This is a genomic window from Methylomusa anaerophila, from assembly GCF_003966895.1.
Lineage (GTDB): Bacteria > Bacillota > Negativicutes > Sporomusales > Sporomusaceae > Methylomusa > Methylomusa anaerophila.
In genome coordinates this window covers 3,773,277-3,790,253 of sequence record NZ_AP018449.1, presented here as the reverse complement: position 1 = coordinate 3,790,253, position 16,977 = coordinate 3,773,277, and the positions used below count along the sequence as shown (strand labels likewise).

Annotated in this window: 18 protein-coding genes and 1 riboswitch; of the genes, 2 read left to right on the top strand and 16 right to left on the bottom strand. The window is 44.5% G+C overall.

Going from position 1 to position 16,977, the window contains the following annotated elements; genetic code table 11:
• The first annotated feature begins 82 nt into the window (after positions 1-82).
• Positions 83-208: a hypothetical protein gene (locus tag MAMMFC1_RS22745; RefSeq protein WP_269471847.1), complete on the top strand. Its 126-nt coding sequence runs from the start codon at positions 83-85 to the stop codon at positions 206-208.
• A gap of 77 nt (positions 209-285) precedes the next feature.
• Here the strand turns inward: MAMMFC1_RS22745 and sigK are convergent, their stop codons facing one another.
• From sigK to MAMMFC1_RS17010, 5 genes are all read right to left on the bottom strand, one after another.
• Positions 286-993 carry an RNA polymerase sporulation sigma factor SigK gene (gene sigK, locus MAMMFC1_RS17030; RefSeq protein ID WP_126309684.1) on the bottom strand — a complete coding sequence of 236 codons (708 nt, stop codon included), beginning with the start codon at positions 991-993 and terminating at the stop codon, positions 286-288.
• A gap of 243 nt (positions 994-1,236) precedes the next feature.
• Positions 1,237-1,824 (bottom strand): spore protease YyaC, encoded by a 588-nt coding sequence (yyaC, locus tag MAMMFC1_RS17025; protein WP_126309683.1) that lies wholly within the window; start codon positions 1,822-1,824, stop codon positions 1,237-1,239.
• A 180-nt stretch (positions 1,825-2,004) separates the two neighbouring features.
• Positions 2,005-2,166 carry a hypothetical protein gene (locus MAMMFC1_RS22475; protein WP_232035494.1) on the bottom strand — a complete coding sequence of 54 codons (162 nt, stop codon included), beginning with the start codon at positions 2,164-2,166 and terminating at the stop codon, positions 2,005-2,007.
• A 198-nt stretch (positions 2,167-2,364) separates the two neighbouring features.
• Positions 2,365-2,985, bottom strand: coding sequence for a C40 family peptidase (locus tag MAMMFC1_RS17015; RefSeq protein WP_232035826.1), 621 nt, complete (start codon positions 2,983-2,985; stop codon positions 2,365-2,367).
• Between the two features lie 50 nt (positions 2,986-3,035).
• Positions 3,036-3,172: riboswitch (cyclic di-AMP (ydaO/yuaA leader) on the bottom strand.
• A gap of 75 nt (positions 3,173-3,247) precedes the next feature.
• Positions 3,248-4,198 (bottom strand): glycosyltransferase family 2 protein, encoded by a 951-nt coding sequence (locus MAMMFC1_RS17010; RefSeq protein WP_126309681.1) that lies wholly within the window; start codon positions 4,196-4,198, stop codon positions 3,248-3,250.
• A gap of 181 nt (positions 4,199-4,379) precedes the next feature.
• Between MAMMFC1_RS17010 and mqnE the strand changes: the two genes are divergently transcribed.
• Complete coding sequence (mqnE, locus tag MAMMFC1_RS17005) at positions 4,380-5,483, top strand: aminofutalosine synthase MqnE (protein WP_408631215.1); 1,104 nt, start codon at positions 4,380-4,382, stop codon at positions 5,481-5,483.
• An 82-nt stretch (positions 5,484-5,565) separates the two neighbouring features.
• Here the strand turns inward: mqnE and aroH are convergent, their stop codons facing one another.
• From aroH to leuS, 11 genes are all read right to left on the bottom strand, one after another.
• The gene (gene aroH, locus MAMMFC1_RS17000; RefSeq protein WP_324332177.1) at positions 5,566-5,940 is read right to left on the bottom strand and encodes a chorismate mutase; all 375 of its coding nucleotides are present in this window, start codon (positions 5,938-5,940) and stop codon (positions 5,566-5,568) included.
• A gap of 487 nt (positions 5,941-6,427) precedes the next feature.
• A complete protein-coding gene (locus MAMMFC1_RS16995) occupies positions 6,428-6,589 on the bottom strand; it encodes a DUF1540 domain-containing protein (RefSeq protein ID WP_126309680.1) in 162 nt (53 codons plus the stop codon).
• Between the two features lie 93 nt (positions 6,590-6,682).
• Positions 6,683-7,060, bottom strand: a complete 378-nt coding sequence (locus MAMMFC1_RS16990) for a hydrogenase expression/formation C-terminal domain-containing protein (RefSeq protein ID WP_126309679.1) — start codon at positions 7,058-7,060, stop codon at positions 6,683-6,685.
• Positions 7,053-7,535 (bottom strand): HyaD/HybD family hydrogenase maturation endopeptidase, encoded by a 483-nt coding sequence (locus MAMMFC1_RS16985; RefSeq protein ID WP_126309678.1) that lies wholly within the window; start codon positions 7,533-7,535, stop codon positions 7,053-7,055. The genes MAMMFC1_RS16990 and MAMMFC1_RS16985 overlap by 8 nt, the downstream gene beginning before the upstream one ends.
• A gap of 96 nt (positions 7,536-7,631) precedes the next feature.
• A complete protein-coding gene (gene cybH / locus MAMMFC1_RS16980) occupies positions 7,632-8,354 on the bottom strand; it encodes a Ni/Fe-hydrogenase, b-type cytochrome subunit (RefSeq protein ID WP_126309677.1) in 723 nt (240 codons plus the stop codon).
• Between the two features lie 44 nt (positions 8,355-8,398).
• Positions 8,399-10,291 carry a nickel-dependent hydrogenase large subunit gene (locus MAMMFC1_RS16975; RefSeq protein WP_126309676.1) on the bottom strand — a complete coding sequence of 631 codons (1,893 nt, stop codon included), beginning with the start codon at positions 10,289-10,291 and terminating at the stop codon, positions 8,399-8,401.
• Between the two features lie 76 nt (positions 10,292-10,367).
• Positions 10,368-11,483 (bottom strand): hydrogenase small subunit, encoded by a 1,116-nt coding sequence (locus MAMMFC1_RS16970; RefSeq protein WP_126309675.1) that lies wholly within the window; start codon positions 11,481-11,483, stop codon positions 10,368-10,370.
• Between the two features lie 99 nt (positions 11,484-11,582).
• Positions 11,583-12,569 carry a putative heme d1 biosynthesis radical SAM protein NirJ2 gene (gene nirJ2, locus MAMMFC1_RS16965; RefSeq protein ID WP_126309674.1) on the bottom strand — a complete coding sequence of 329 codons (987 nt, stop codon included), beginning with the start codon at positions 12,567-12,569 and terminating at the stop codon, positions 11,583-11,585.
• Positions 12,570-12,574: 5 nt separating this feature from the next.
• Complete coding sequence (locus MAMMFC1_RS16960; RefSeq protein WP_126309673.1) at positions 12,575-13,747, bottom strand: radical SAM/SPASM domain-containing protein; 1,173 nt, start codon at positions 13,745-13,747, stop codon at positions 12,575-12,577.
• A gap of 217 nt (positions 13,748-13,964) precedes the next feature.
• A complete protein-coding gene (trxA, locus tag MAMMFC1_RS16955) occupies positions 13,965-14,288 on the bottom strand; it encodes a thioredoxin (RefSeq protein WP_126309672.1) in 324 nt (107 codons plus the stop codon).
• A 189-nt stretch (positions 14,289-14,477) separates the two neighbouring features.
• Entirely contained in the window at positions 14,478-16,958 is a 2,481-nt protein-coding gene (gene leuS / locus MAMMFC1_RS16950) for a leucine--tRNA ligase (protein WP_126309671.1), read from the bottom strand.
• Positions 16,959-16,977 lie beyond the last annotated feature (19 nt).

The following is a 16,977-nucleotide window of genomic DNA, read 5'->3' as shown; positions in this document are numbered from 1 at the left end:
TTATTTATGCACACATCAACCCTTATGGCTCGTTTAAGCTGAACATGAATGAACGCCTTCTGCTGGAAGAGGGTATAATTGCATGACGGAAAAGCGGATTTCAGCTAAAAAGAAAGCAAAGGAATTAGCCAAGTATCTTCGCGGGGAACGGCCTGACTATGCTTATCTAAAAAGCGTATTTCAACCCCGCTGTTTGACACCAGAATAATTTTAAACCCGGCTTTTGTAAGGCTTCCTATCCATTTAACGATCTCTGGAGACATATTATAGCTATTCCAAGATATTTTATTTATTGCCATCAATCGACAAAGTTTTACCCAATTTGTGAATGGCATGCTTTTCTATTCTGGATACATATGATCTGGAAATGCCAAGCATCTTTGCAATATCACGCTGGGTTTTTCTACTTCCATCCGGAATACCAAAACGCATTTCCAGCACCCATTTCTCACGAGCGGTTAAACGATGTATTTCTTTGTTTAATCTTTCATGTTCACATAAGTTTTCCACTGCTTCGCCCACAACATCCGGCGCAGTACCCAGAACATCGATAAGTGTAATCTCGTTTCCCTCTTTGTCAACTCCAATGGGGTCGTAAAGACTTACTTCCGTGCGAATCCGCCTGGTACTTCTAAGATGCATTAATATTTCGTTCTCTATGCATCGTGCCGCATAAGTCGCAAGGCGGATCTTTTTTGCCGGATCAAACGTATTGATGGCTTTGATTAATCCAATCGTTCCTATGGAGATAAGATCGTCAATATCCTCCCCTGTATTATCAAATTTTTTCACTATATGAGCCACCAGTCTTAGATTACGCTCAATTAGAACATTCCTGGCATCCTCATCTCCTTCTCTCAGACGGGATAAGTATATCTGCTCTTCTTTTTCGGAAAGCGGCAAAGGAAACGTGTTATTGGCGATGTAGGATACTAATAAAGTAATCCCCTTTAAAACCGAAGCTGTTAGCACCATTAAAAAAGAAAGACCCATTAGCTAACCCCCTCCCCGAAAACTTGTCGATTCATTTTATGGGAGATGGCGGCTAAATGTGCCTGGCAGAAAAAAATTGTATTGCATTCCAATATCAACTAAATTATAATCCAAGCAGATAGATTAGGGAGTGTGGTTGGACAATGGAACAGTTTATAGGAGACTTAGGCATCGTTTTTGCCAGTATACTTGTAGTATTATATATGATCTGGGACAGGTTGTTCCCTGAGGAATAAGATTGAATCATTTACAACTTGGAATCGCTACGTGATTAACTTGATTAACTACATGAATTGTCTTGGCAAGCGCTTCACCAATGACTTTACTTAATCTCATCACTTTCGAGAGCGGGGTGCTTTGCAAGTCCAGATAGCCGATCTGGCTGCGTGAGTTCACAACGCCGATAATTGATATGTGGCCAACGGTAGGCAGACGATTCCCTACCGCAATTCCTGCGGTCAATCCTCCTTGCCATATTTCAATATTGCCTATTTCGTGACTTTTTCCTAAACAAGCATCAGTGGCGATGATTAATGGATGATGGTATCTGCGATCTATGATATTTAGAGTCTCGATAAAATTACCGGCGTGAACAGGATGCTCCAAGGTTCCAAATATATTGCAATTTATTGTCTCCTCTAGATATGAGCCGATAAGAGGCCCCAGCGCATCCCCGGTATATCGGTCTGAACCAATACACAAGGCTACAATCGGCCTAATGCTTAGACCTTCTTGTTTGCCTAAAAGGTGTAGCAAGTAGTTGTATAGCTTTTCCTGGACACATGGGTCATAAAGATTAATGGTGAGTTTTTCCAGAACTTGATTTCCCATCATCTCTCTCCCTTAATTCATCCTTACTAATCTTTATGCTCTATATATAGAATTTATTTTTATATAATAAAATAATAGAAAGCAGCAGGCTGCTACCAATTTAGTAGTTCCTGCTGCTTTTCTTTTCTATGTAGAAACCGATTCAAAACGCCATCTGTGCTGTTGCCCGCTATTGGCCAATTAAGGGTAACTCCTGAAATTTGGGTTGTTTGACTGCTGCGCTAAAGCCTTGGTCACAAATTCAATATGTTCTTTTAAATCAATATTTATAGCATCAGCACTCGCAATAATAGTCTCACGGTTTACCGCACGAGCGAATGCCTTATCCTTCATTTTCTTCATTATGATTTTATCTCAAGATTTTCAAGGCTTTTGTCTGGACGGACCAAAGCGCAGGCGATAACAAATCCGGTTAATTCATCAACCGCCAACAATGTTTTTTGTATCAGTGTCCGTTCTGCCTCCCAATCTCTGGCATGGGAGAGTTATACTTTCTGATCCTGAAATAAAAACGGAAGGCTTATCGCCTTCCACAAAATATTACATTACACGGCGGGCACCAACATAACGCGGCCCCCAGTAACTGCTGTCCAGGCTGTCAATCGCCACACCACGGCTGGTGGTAGCACTTATGAACTTTCCCTCTCCTATATAAATGCCGCTATGCGACGGTCCAGAAGTATAGGTGGAAAAATAAACCATGTCGCCCGGCTGAAGGTTTTGGTAAGATACAGTGCGGCCAATCGCAAACTGTTCATCAGCCATCCGTGGCAGATATATACCGATTTGGGCGAAAACAAACCGGGCAAACCCTGAACAATCAAATCCGTTAGGAGTCGTCCCGCCAAAAGCATACGGCACCCCAACATAACGTAAAGCTGTTTGAACGACACGGCGCAACCCCGAGGTGGAACCATCCCCACGACTCACCGGCATTTCACGCCCTATAAGGGCTCGATAGGTTTCTGCGCTGACAATGCCATCCGCTTCTATTCCCCGTGCCTTCTGAAAAGCTTTAACAGCATTGGTGGTCAACTCCCCAAAATCTCCATCCACATTACCCGCTTTATAGCCTAAATTATTTAACTGGGTCTGAATTGCGGCAACTTCGGGTCCTTGGTCACCACTTTGGTATGTGCCGGCAGCATGGGCAAAAGAAATAGCCCCAAAGAAAAAACAAAAAACAATGAACCCAAAAACCTTATGCAATTATCTTCTCCTCTCGCTGCCTCCGAGGTTAGCTGACGGGTTAGGGTTGCAGGCACCCTACGCGCGATTGCTAAAATCGCAAGTTTCACCCCAAACTTTGGTTCCCCCGTACCTGAGCTGGATTCGGCTTTTTAAACGCTCTTTAAACATTCCATTGATATTTTTTCGGTCTAATTGTCAAAAATCCTGCCGGAATCAAAAAAAAATTTACAAATTATTCTTGTTTGTCGCTTGTTTGTCTAAGATCCGCCCTCAGCCAATAGAGAGGACGTTGTTTCACCTCTTCAAATATGCGCCCGACATATTCACCTATGATTCCCAGTCCAACCAGTTGTAATCCGCCTAATAGCAATATACTGGCCGAAATAGTTGCCCAGCCGGGAACTGCCTCATCGGTAAACAGTTTGATATATAATACGTGCAAAGTAAGCCCAACGCTAATCAGACCTAGCAATACGCCGATATAAAACGCAAAACGCAAGGGCGTCTTAGAATAGGCAGTAATACCGTCTAATGCGAAATGCAGCATTTTTTGAAGCGAAAATTTAGATTGTCCGGCAAATCGTTTCGGGGCAACAAATTCAAGCTTGGTTTGGCGATAGCCGATAGCGCTGATCATGCCTCTGATAAACCTGGCTCTTTCGTTGAAACGACGAAAGCTTTCTACTACCTGCTTGTCCAATAAGCGGAAATCCGACCCTCCCGCGCTTATCCTCACATTGGACATGGCATTCATTAATTTGTAATAAATCCCGGATGTAAAACTTTTAAACCAAGAGACTCCTTCCGTGTTAATGCGAATTGTCTGTACCACTTCAAAACCCTCTTCCCACTTGGATACGAGAAGAGGCAACATTTCAGGCGGATGCTGCATATCGCCATCCATGGTAATAACAGCATCTCCTGCCGCATGATCCAAGCCGCATGTTAAAGCTACCTGATGACCAAAATTGCGGGCCAGAATCAAGGCCCTTACCCTTTTATCCTGATGCACAAGCCGGTCTAAAATCGCCGGCGTGGCATCATAGGAACCATCGTCAATAAAAATTAATTCGAGTTTATACGGCAGCGGTTCCATTACTTTCATGACTTCCCGGTAGAAATTATCGACATTGTCCTGTTCATTAAATACCGGTACTACAATCGAGATTAGTTTTGTTGGCAAAGTATTGTCATCCTCCTCCACTACCTAATTATTACCTAACATTTCCCGCGGTCAATGAATTCCCGCATAATCCATCATTATCAAACAATCACCGGAACTCTATTATCTATTAATATAGATCAAATAAGCAGGAAAAATAGCATTACTAGCGAAATTATGCGCGAAAGGGAGTGTCCGAAGATTGGCTAATAAAACCCGAAATACATCGTATGATGATATTGCTGATAAAGTAACAACAGGAACTCGCTTAAGCCGAGAGGAAGGATTGGCTTTAGCCGCCTGTAACGATCTAGCCTGGCTTGGATACTTAGCCAATTTGGCCAGACAACGTCTTGCCGGTGATTATGTATATTTCAATATCAATCGGCACATCAATTTGACGAATATCTGCACCGCGCGCTGTAAGTTTTGTGCATTCGGCTGTGATGACACAAGTTCCAAGGCTTATGCAATGACCAAAGAAAAAATATTGTCGATAGCCAAGCATGCGGCGAAAGATGAGAAGCTTAGAGAACTTCATATTGTAAGTGGTTTACACCCCAAGTGGCCTTTCGAATATTATGTAGATATTATTAAAACTTTACACGAAACATTTCCCCACCTTCACCTTAAAGCCTTTACAGGTGTTGAAATATGTCACTTTGCCAAAATATCCGGCCTATCCATTGCTAAGATTTTGCAGACTCTTAAATCTGCCGGATTGGGTTCTATGCCCGGAGGAGGCGCTGAAATTTTTAGTGAACGAGTCCGCCGGGAAGTTTGTCCGAACAAAGCAAGCGCAGGAGAATGGCTGGAAGTTGCCCGCATTGCCCATAGCCTTGGCATTCGGAGCAATGCGAGTATGCTATATGGGCATATTGAAACACTTGAAGAACGTATCGATCATTTAATTGCCCTCCGTTCGCTACAGGATGAAACCGGCGGTTTCCAAACATATATCGGACTTCCGTTTCATCCGGCTAATACGTGTCTGGAAGAACGGGTGCAGAGAGTATCTTCCTGGGAAGATTTGAAGATGATGGCTATAGCCCGCCTGATGTTGGATAACTTTAAAAATATTAAAGCCTACTGGGTAATGCTTACAGTATCAATCGCGCAACTTGCTTTGGGATTTGGCGCCAATGATATTGACGGCACGGTAAATGAAGAAAAAATAACTCATGCCGCAGGAGCAAATTCCGGACAAACCTTATCTGTCGATACTATGATTCAAATGATTAAACAGACCGGTCGAATTCCGGTTGAGCGGGATTCGACGTATAATATTATTAATATTTATGAATAAACTCCGGCGAAAAAAGTTAAACCCGTCTTAGGCACAAAGTCTAAGGCGGGTTACTACTTTACTTTATTCAGCCTGCCGTGTCTTATACCGGTTGGTCAGCAATATCTTGTCGCAAAGCAACAGCATGGTGCAAATAGATATGCTTAATTTGATTTTGGTTGCGGTCCGTATTCCACAGTATGAGGACCCGAATACAGCGCGGTAATGCATCGGGACATTCGACCTCCTGTGTACCGAACAGAGGAACCTCATTCCAGCCAAGCATTCTGGCGCCTACAGCAGGAAAACCGGCATTCAAATCAGGGGTGGAACTAAAAATAGCCGCTGCGATATCTTCCTTCTCCAAACCATTTTCTTTGACTATTTCATTCAATAATTCTATTACCCGTACCGATATTTCCTGTCGATCATTGTTTATAACAGTTGTAGCTCCCCTTACTCCCCGCAGTATGTTCACCACCCCTTTAGTCTTTAAATCATTAGTATTAGTATAGATTATATAAAATTCTCATTGTTATTAAAAATTCCTGCTAATATTTTATTTATTTTTGGGGTTTATTGCATCTGCAAGAACCACATTTGTGGCATATCCACCAACCGCATTCAGGGCAAACAACATTTTGATCGTTTAACGTAACATACTCCCCCTGATTATACTCGTTCCAACAAAAAGTCGTCCCTGCTCCTCTGCGAAGTCTCACTTGATGACTGTCTACCCATATCTTTTGTTCGAATAATGTAATTAATAGTTCCTTATGCATGGACTTGGGATTAAGCCGCCATCCTTCAACCGGAAACTGCCCCGGTTGGTCCTTAAGAGTTATTATCACGTATAAGTTTTTATAATCCATTTGCATCCCTCCCATTATTAATAATAATGTATGAGAAGGTTAGCAGGCGTCATTCATAAAACGATAAAACCCGGATATCCGGGTTTTATCGAGCTACTTAAGTTGAAATGTACGACAATTCGTCTGTTCACTCTGCCGTGCATTTGCTCCACCGCCATCCACATTAACCTCAATTGCCGAAGCAGAGCAGCGATGTCCATTCTCCCAGAATCTACAGTTTTGTACTGAGCATTTTACTCCTGGCAAAACATCCATTATTTGTTCACCTCCTTCATGTTCCAGAAGATAGTATGTACAAAATAATGGTGATTATCCTACAGGAGTTGAAACACTACTGCGGCTACACATTTACAAATTAGTTTTCAATCTTTCCCTGGCAGCACTTATATCTGATTTTTGCGCTGCCGCAACTTGAGGAAAGCGGCAGATTTCGATTGTTTCTAAAAGCGGTCGCCGGTTGGGGTCATAATAGACTCCAAACCAAACCCCCGCAATTCCGCTTTCCAGCCATTCAGCAGGCTCAGCCGTACCTTCAAAGTGAATCCGCACGTCGCCGGTTCCTAACAAGTTTTTTATAGCTTGACGTTCTTCTTGGGTTAAACCCATTTTGTCAATGAATATTGTGTGGTCTTCCCCATTTTCATTAAGAAGGCGTTCAAGGGCTGCTGCGATTTCTACCAATACAGCCTTGCAATTATTGCTTACAGCGAAAATATTCTTATTCATTTGCTTCAACCTTAACCTGCCAATTAGCTAAATATGCCAGCGTTTTATTAACAGCTTGTTCAATACCTGGGACAACCGTTGCCGTTAGCTCAAGCCCAACATCAACAACAGCCGGCTGGACGCCAAGAACAACAACCTCTGTAATTGGCTTTTCCAGCACCTCCAAAGTAGCTAAAACGTCCTGAATACCAAGCTCGTGCAGCGAAACCTTATGCGTAAAATATGCTTTTACCTGCTCGTTGCTTATATCATAAAAAGTTCCCGGAGGATTATTTCCGTTAATTGCATCCAAGACAACAAGCCTTGTTGTTCCGGCCAAAAAATTTAAAAGCCCCATACCAAGAGTACCGCCGTCCAACACTTGCACGTTTTCAGGGAATCGAAAGCGTTTCACCAATTCTTCCACTACCCGGACGCCGAAACCTTCGTCTTGCATCAAAATATTGCCGATTCCTAGCACAGTTATTTGTTCCATCGCTAGAGTTCTCCCTTATACTTTATGGCCTCCGTAGCCTGCCGCGAACCCTGCATCCGCCGCGATTCGTTTTGTTCTTTAAAATAAAGTACCACGTCAGCGATTTTGCTTAAGCCTGGCATCACAAATATCCTCAATATCTGCCGGCTCCTCCCCCATGTACTTTACTCCGGAAATCATGGCGGATACCTCCCCGCTTTTTTCTATAAGGTCTGCTCTTACCGCCATATACACATGGACGATGGCAAACAGCATAATAAACCAGGCGACAAAATGGTGAATGAGATGCACAACATATTCGTTAATCAACCAATTATTGAGCGGACCGAAAATTTTAGCCAGAAAACGGTTTGGTTCAACCATATAATACATAGCAAAACCAGTTATAATCTCAATAAGGATCATAAAATAGACTGCCAAATATCCCGACCTGGCCAAAGAGTTGCGCAAATAGGGGCGATGCTTGGAACGAAGAAACATATAATGCATTTGGGTATCAATCATACCGGTCCAATATAATTTGCTCCACGGTCTTGGCAGCAACCGGTCACCTCTATTCACGATAAAACCATAAATTCTTAGGATTAAAGACGCTACCAGCGTATAGGCTGCTACAAAATGGATAAATCTAATATTTTCCATGGACAGCCAGTTATTCACCCCAAATGTTGGTTCAAGGCCTTGAGTGCCGATAAAAAACGGATTGCCAATATATAAACCGGTAAAGAACAGAACGAGGATACATGCTACCATCACCCAATGGTATATACGGATCCAAGGGCTGAATATATAATAATCTTGCATTGCACCCTGTCGCATTTGCTGAACTCCCCCTTTCCTAAGATGCCAAGGCGACTCTTATATTATAAATATGGGTCGGTGCGAACTACCGCAATTTCTTTGCCTTCGTTATTATATAAATGGGTGGCGCAAGCAAGGCAAGGATCAAAGGAATGGATCACCCGCAATATTTCCAGCGGGTTTTCGGCAACCTTTACATGAGTATCAATCATACTTGCTTCATAAGCTCCATACCCGGCATTACTGTCACGCGGGCAGGCATTCCAAGTGGAAGGTACTACCGCTTGATAGTTTTCTATCTTGCCATTTTTTATTACTACCCAATGGCTCAGGGCGCCGCGGGGCGCTTCATGAAGCCCTACGCCCTTAGATTCCGCCGGCCAGGTTGAAGGATCCCACTTGTCAGTGTTGGCCACAGTTGTATCGCCGGCTTTGATATTGTTTATGAGTTTATCAAAGAAATATTTGTTAATATATGCGTTAAGTTGCGCATCCAGAGCACGGGCAGCTGTCCGGCCAACTGTGGTAGGCAGCCATTTTTCCGGGGGTAAATTGATTAATTTCGAAACAGCCTCAATTTGATCAACAATCATTTTTTCGGCCCAAGTCGGCTCTGTAATGATACCCTTTTTAATTTTTGTGTAGATAATAATGTACCGCGCCAGCGGTCCTACTTCCGCCATCTTGCCTTTCCACTTTGGCGTTTTGAGCCAGGAATATTTGCCCCCTTCGTCCAGATATTTCCATTCTGTTTTTGTACCTTCTTTCGGCCCGGTATATTGCGGGGAGGTAACACCGCTCCATGGATGTAAATCTTTACCAGCTTCAGGATAAGTATACCAGGAATGCTCGACGCCCTCCGCCAAAACCCCCGGGTCGGTCAGGTCACTGGGTTCAAAGGGATAAAAAACAGCCTGAGCAATACCCTGAGCGAAATTCTCCACTACACCGTTGCTGCGAAGCAATAAATTTTTATGATAGTCGCCGCTGGTAGTTCCCCGATACTTGCCTTCCGGAAATTCACCGAACCCAATCACCCGCTCTTTGGCAAGACCGCCACCATCGACATAACCTGCTTTAACATAAAGATCACCAATAGCTAAAATATCCGGCAGATAGAAATAATTTACAACATTAATGGCCAAATTGACCGCATTGTCAACAATAGCCAACCGTTCACTGTTAACGGGGGCATTCATGTCGTTCATCGAGATAGCGCAAGGCATCCCGCCGACAATATAGTGAGGATGCGGGTTCTTTCCTCCAAAAACGACATGGGGCATGACAATCTCGCGCTGTTTGTCAAGCATGTTCAAATAATGAGCAACCGCCATTAAATGGACTTCGGCAGGCAATACCGCATAATCAGGATGATCCCAGTAGTGAGCGGCAAATATACCCAGTTGACCGCTATCCACAATTTTTTGTATCTTATTTTGGACTTCTTTGAAGTATAAAGTAGTAGCCTTAGGAAAATCTTTCGGATAAGCATCGGTGTTATAAGCAACCGGTCCAGGCATGTCCAAGCGATATTTCTCCAGTACGGTATTTTGTAAAGCAGCTGTAGCCGCAGGATCTGCCTTGAGAGCAGCCACCGGACTTACCCAGTCCAGGGCATGCAAGTGATAGAAATGAACCAAATGATCATGGACAGTTTGCGTGGCGGCAATGATGTTACGGATATAGTTGGCATTATTGGGAATCTCAATATTTAACGCATCCTCCACTGCCCTCAATGCCCCTAAAGCGTGCACGGTGGTACAGACTCCGCAGATACGCTGGGCAAATAGCCAGGCATCGCGGGGATCGCGCCCTTTTACAATTAGTTCAATTCCACGCCAGGCAGTTCCGCTGGATAAAGCGTCCTCCACTTTTCCTGTGGCTTCATCGACTTTTATTTCAACTCGCAGGTGCCCCTCAATCCGGTTAATCGGGTCAACTACAATGCGTTTCATTAAGTGATTCCTCCTCCATCCTATTCTTCATGAATAGCTTCATAACTACAAAAAGCTCGCAAGCCTCATTGCAATATTACTCACTATCTTCTTCCCGTTTCGGCTGGGTTGCTTCAGCTTGTTCTTTCGCTTCATGCTTTTTATGCTGAATATAGGACGCCACACCGTGGGCAACAACACCTGCAGTTGTTGCTCCGGCTAAAACAAAGCCAACTTTGTCGGCGTTTACAATTGTGTTCGGAACCGGTATATTGGGCAGCCGTTCATAGAACGGGTCGATATCCCAGAAATTGTTTGATCCGCAAGCAACACAGGGAGCTCCTGACTGAATTGGATAAGACAAACCATTCCACCAGCGCATGTTACCACAGGAATTGTACGCTACCGGCCCGCGACAGCCGACTTTATAAAGGCACCAGCCTGCTTTACTTCCACTATCGTCGAATTTCTCAACAAACATACCGGAATCAAAGAAAGGTCGCTTATAACAAGTATCGTGAATCCGATTGCCAAAAAATTGTTTGGGGCGCCCTTCTTTATCCAGTGGCGGCAATTGACCGAACAGCACATAATGCATAATGGTGGCGGTCAATACCTCGGGAATTGGGGGGCATCCAGGGACCTTAACAATGGGTTTTCCACTGACTGCTTCACTTACGGCAACAGATTTGGTGGGGTTAGGCCTTGCTGCCTGTATTCCACCCCAAGCAGCACAGGAGCCATTTTCAATAATTGCAGCCGCTCCTTTAGCCACACGCTTTAACGTTTCGGCGATAGGTCTTCCGCCTACCATACAGTAAATTCCATTCTCGGCAAGCGGGACCGCCCCTTCAAAGATGAGAAGATAATTACCGTCATATTTCTTGATTGTTTCTTCTAAGTGATGTTCCAATGGCTCGCCGGCAGCAGCACCCAGGACATCCATGTACTCAAGAGATATCATATTTAACAGCAGGTCCGATGCCAAAGGACTCTGCGAACGGATAAACGCCTCATCACAGCCTGTGCACTCATGACCGTGCAGCCAAATAACAGGAGTAAGAGGTCTTGTCTCAGCCGCGCGGATAACCTCGGATATCATACCGGGAGCCAAACCCATGACACCGGTTATAGTAATACAGGTTTTTAAAAAGCTCCGCCGGCTAATGTTCTTTTTTTGGAATAAATCCCATAAAGTGTCTTGCTTTTCCATAGTCGCCCCCCTTTATTTTTTCCATAATATTCTTTAAATATAATCATTCGCTTTTTTTAATGATTATCCTTTAATTTTGGCGCATCTTTTATAAACATATTAACTCCTGCCACAGCTACACCACGGCTCCTCAGCCATATAGTCCCCGCCCGAATAATAATAAGCTCTTGCGCGACACCCGCCGCACGAACTATCAAAACCGCAGCTGCCGCATGCTCCTTTTAAGGGCTGGTTCCTTAACTCGTTAAACATTGGGCTTTCCCGCCATATGATATCAAAATCTGTTTGACGCACATTGCCCGCTTTCAAAGGCAAATAGGGGCAGGGTTGCACATCTCCATTGGGAAGAATTACACAATAAGCGGTTCCTGCCAAACACCCACGGGTATAACGCATTTGCATATTACGTTCTTTGGCAATTCGCATAAATTGCGGCGCACAGGTAGGTTTCAGTTCAATCGGCACTTGCGCCTGTTTATCGAGAATCTGTTCTAAAAGGTTTTCATACTGGGTAGTTTTCAAAGTAGTATCCTCGATATCTTTTCCTCTGCCCGTAGGTACAAGAAAAAATATATGATGGGCAACAGCTCCCAACTCCACCGCTGTATCTGTAATTTTAGTAATCTCATGCTCGTTCCAATTCAATACAGTGGTGTGGATTTGGAAAGGAAGACCTGCTTGACGACAAGCGGCAATGCCGGCCATTGTCTGTTCCCAGGCACCTTTATAGCCGCGGAACCAATCGTGTTTCTCCGGATTGCCGCTGTCTACGCTAATTCCCACGGTCATAACACCGGCGGATTTAAGTTTGGCGGCAACTTCTTCGGTAATCATAATGCCATTGGTTCCGATTACCGGCCGTAGACCTATGGAAGTAGCGTGGGAAATCAGTTCATATATATCCTGCCTTAAAAGCGGTTCCCCTCCACTGAAAATCATAATTTTAAATCCTACCTTGGCTATTTCATTAAGCAGCTTTTTTCCTTCTTCGGTAGTAAGTTCATCAGGTCTTTTCGGACCTGCGTCCCGGTAGCAATGAATACAGTTGATATTGCACTGTTGCGTCGTGTTCCAAGATATGATCATGGTGATTACTCCTTATAGTCGGTTAAATAGCATGCGGGGTCTTCGCCCCACAGATTGCCGGACACAGCTTCCGCCCGTATCCTACAGCCGCCGCATAGATTTTTATAGCGGCAGTCCTTGCAGCGTCCTTCAACATGCCCCGCTTTTTCGCGAAGTTTAAGCAAAAACTCATCTTGCGTATTCAGCCAGATTTCACTAAACGGTTTCTCCTTCACATTACCCAAGGTTTTATGCCCCCAAAACTGACAGGCATGAACATTGCCCAAGGGGTCCACATTGGCCATTTTTTGCCCGGCGGAACAGCCTCCGTGCATAGTCAGCAATTCCTTGACTTCAGGAACCCGTTCGGGCTGAGTCCGTTCGAAATATTGCAGAATATAAATTCCATCCGCGTGATTATCGGTGGTTAAAATTTCTACTTCCACTCCTCGCTGATGAAAATCCAGAGTTCTCTCTATCAACAATTCTATGGTTTGCCGCTTTTGTTCCGGCGTGGTGTCAAGCTCCGCCATTTCTTTGCCCCGTCCGGCGTACACCAGATGGTACATACAGAAACGGGGAATTTTTTCTTTCTCCACAATATCTAAAATATTAGATAACGTATGATAATTCAATTTATTAATCGTAAACCGAATACCTGTTTTATTGCCGGCAGCCAAAGAATTCCGGATACCGGTAAGGGCTTCGGCAAATGCGCCCTTTTTCCCCCGGAAATAATCATGAACTTCTTCATTGCCATCCAAGCTAACGCCGACATACTGAAAACCGGTTTCTTTTATCCGTTTGGCAATTTCCGGAGTAATTAATGTGCCGTTAGTAGAAATCACCGGCCGAATCCCTTTTGCCCCAGCATAAGCTCCCAACTCAAACAGGTCTTTGCGTACCAGGGGTTCTCCGCCGGAAAAAAGAAGTACCGGCACTTTCATCCCCGCAAGATCATCGATAAAAGCTTTGGCCTCCCCAGTGGTCAGCTCGCCGGCATAGACCCTGTCCTCCGCACAAATATAACAATGCCGGCACGCCAGATTACAGCGGTTAGTCATATTCCACACAACCAACGGCGTAGTATCCGAAGAAAATTGCAGCATTTGCGGCGGTAATTTACTGGAACTGCGACCGTACTTGACTATATCGGAAACCGTAGCCGTGCCGCACAACAATTTTGTACATCCAATCATTATTAGCTATTATCCCCTTTCAGGCATCTGTACACACAATTGATAAATTTATATCTAAATCTTTACGGCAATTCGACATTTGACGCCTTTGCTCCTGCAAAATAGCTTAGGAAAAAATAATGGCACGAATCGAGAGGGAAGGCTCATACCTTCCCTCTCCATAATAACAACAAATTAATAAAGCAACCCCCGGGTTCAGCGGGAGTTTTACCAATATTTAGACATGTTTTTCCAAAGCGGCACTGATATCTTTCGCCGGGCGATAACCGATAAACCGGCCAATTTCCTTACCATTTTTGAACATTACCATTGTAGGAATGCTCATAACATTATATCGACTGGCCAATTCCTGCTGCTCATCAACATTCACCTTGGCAACCACAGCCTTATTCTGAAAGGCGGCAGCAACCTTCTCGATCTCCGGCCCAACCATTTTACACGGGCCGCACCACGGAGCCCAAAAGTCTACAAGAGCTGCCTTGTCGGACTTCAAAACGCCTTCGTCAAATTGCGATAAATTTGAGATATTCAAAATATTCATTGTAGTCACCATCCTAAATTAATTTGTATTAGTATTCGCAGAACTCTAATAATTATCTACCCCTACCCCAAAGAGGGGGTTGTTTCAATTATAAAATAATCCGTTATATATAGTCAATATCTATAAACAATATTTCTTATCAGCTATTTAATATAAAGTAGCCGGTCGTAAAACCGACCGGCTACTTATCTATTTAATTACTATATTAACAAGCTTTTTGGGTACGCAAACCACTTTAACTATTTCCTTGCCAGCGATCAATTCCTGAACTTTTTCCTGGGAGAGCGCGGTTTTTTCCAACTCTTTAGCAGTTAGGCCGACAGGAACTACCACCTTTTCCCGAACCTTACCGTTAATCTGTAACACAATTTCGACTTCATCCACTTGCACGGCGGCTGCATCGAAGGACGGCCACTGCTGCTTATGCACGCTGCCTTCCGCAATAGTCTCACTCCATAGTTCTTCCGTAATATGGGGAGCAAACGGAGCTAGCAGGCGCAAAAGTCCGGAAATCACTTCGCGAACCAGTCCGGGCTGCGGAACGACCTCCTGCTCTTTTAAAGCATACATTGCATTCACCAATTCCATAATTGAGCTGATAGCAGTATTAAAATTGAACCGCAAACCAACATCTTCAGTTACTTTTTTAATCGTCAGATGAAGAACACGGCGTAACTCACGTTCTTCCTTGTTTAGCGCCGCAGGATTGCAACTACTTGCGTCTTCTTTCACTATAGCGGAATAGTGGTCAATAATACGCCATAGCCGACCTAAAAACCGGTAGGCGCCTTCTACCCCCTGATCACTCCACTCCAGGTCCCGCTCAGGGGGAGCGGTAAATAGAATAAACATCCTGGCCGTGTCCGCACCGTAGCGGGCGATTATATCTTCCGGTGAGACTACATTCCCCCTCGATTTGGACATCTTGGCGCCGTCTTTAATCACCATACCCTGGGTTAACAAATTCTTAAACGGTTCGTTTACGTTAATTAATCCGGCGTCTTTCAAGACCTTTGTAAAGAAACGGGAATACAACAGGTGCAGGATAGCATGTTCAATGCCGCCGATGTATTGGTCAACAGGCATCCAATAATTGGCCTTGTCCGGATCAATGGGTTGTGTCGTTTCATGGGGACTGGTGTAGCGGAAATAATACCAGGAAGAGCAAATAAATGTATCCATGGTATCCGTCTCGCGCCTGGCTTTACCACCGCATTGCGGGCAGGTGCAATTAACAAATTCTTCAACCGTTGCCAGCGGCGAAACCGATCCGGCAGAAAAGTTGACGTTTTCAGGCAGCATCACTGGCAATTGATCTTTGGGAACAGGGACAGTACCGCATTTCTCACAGTAAAGGATAGGTATAGGCGCACCCCAGTACCTCTGCCGGGAAACCAGCCAGTCTCTTAGACGGTAATTAATTCGCCGCTTACCGATACCCTTAGATTCCAGCCATTCTGCTATTTTTGTTTTCCCCAATTCACTGTCTATCCCGGTAAATTCGCCGGAATTAATGATGATTCCAGGTTCAGAGTATGCTCCGGTCATCTGCTCAACAGACAACTCCACCCCTTGAGGCTGAATAACGATCTTTTTCTCCAATCCATACTTGGATGCAAACTCCCAGTCTCTTTGATCATGAGCAGGTACGCCCATTACAGCCCCTGTACCATATTCAACCAGTACATAGTTGGCAACCCAAATCGGCACTTTGTCGCGGGTAAAAGGATGCTCGGCATAGGCGCCGGTAAACACCCCTTCTTTTACGGTTTCGGTAGAAGTGCGGCTAATATCGCTCATATTCCGTACTTTTTCTACAAACGCCCTTACAACGGGTTCTTCCGCTTTACCGGCAATCAGTCTATTGACGAGGGGATGCTCAGGAGCCAATACGATATAACTGACACCAAAAACAGTATCATGGCGAGTTGTATACACTGATATTTTTTCGTTCAAGTCCGGAATCGTAAAACTAAATTCAGCGCCTTCACTGCGACCAATCCAATTTTCCTGCATGATTTTGACCCGCTCCGGCCATCCTTTAAGCTCACTCAGGTCGGCCAGCAGACGGTCGGCATATTCTGTTATCTTTAGGAACCATTGTTCCAAATCCTTTTTAACAACAACTGAGTCACAGCGCCAACACCGTCCGTCCACTACCTGTTCATTGGCTAAAACGGTATTGCAGTCGTTGCACCAGTTAACAGCAGCTTTTTTCTTGTATGCAAGACCCCGCTGGAAAAATAGCAAGAAAAGCCATTGGGTCCAGCGGTAATAGTCCGGATGACAGGTTGCTACTTCTCGGTCCCAGTCATATGATAAACCAAGTTCCTGTTGTTGGCGGCGCATATTGGCAATGTTGTCCCATGTCCAAGCCGAGGGATGAATACCGTGTTTAATAGCGGCGTTTTCCGCCGGCATACCAAAAGCATCCCATCCCATTGGATGCAGAACATTATATCCTTGCATCACTTTGAACCTGGCAATTACATCACCAATCGAATAATTTCGTACATGGCCCATATGTAGATTCCCAGACGGATAGGGGAACATCTCCAGAACATAATATTCAGGCCGCTGGCGGTTGATGGCAGTGCTAAATGCATTTTGCTCTACCCACCGTTTTTGCCACTTGGCTTCGATCTCCCGTGGAACATATCTTTCATCCATTGTATGCAGAGCCCCCTCA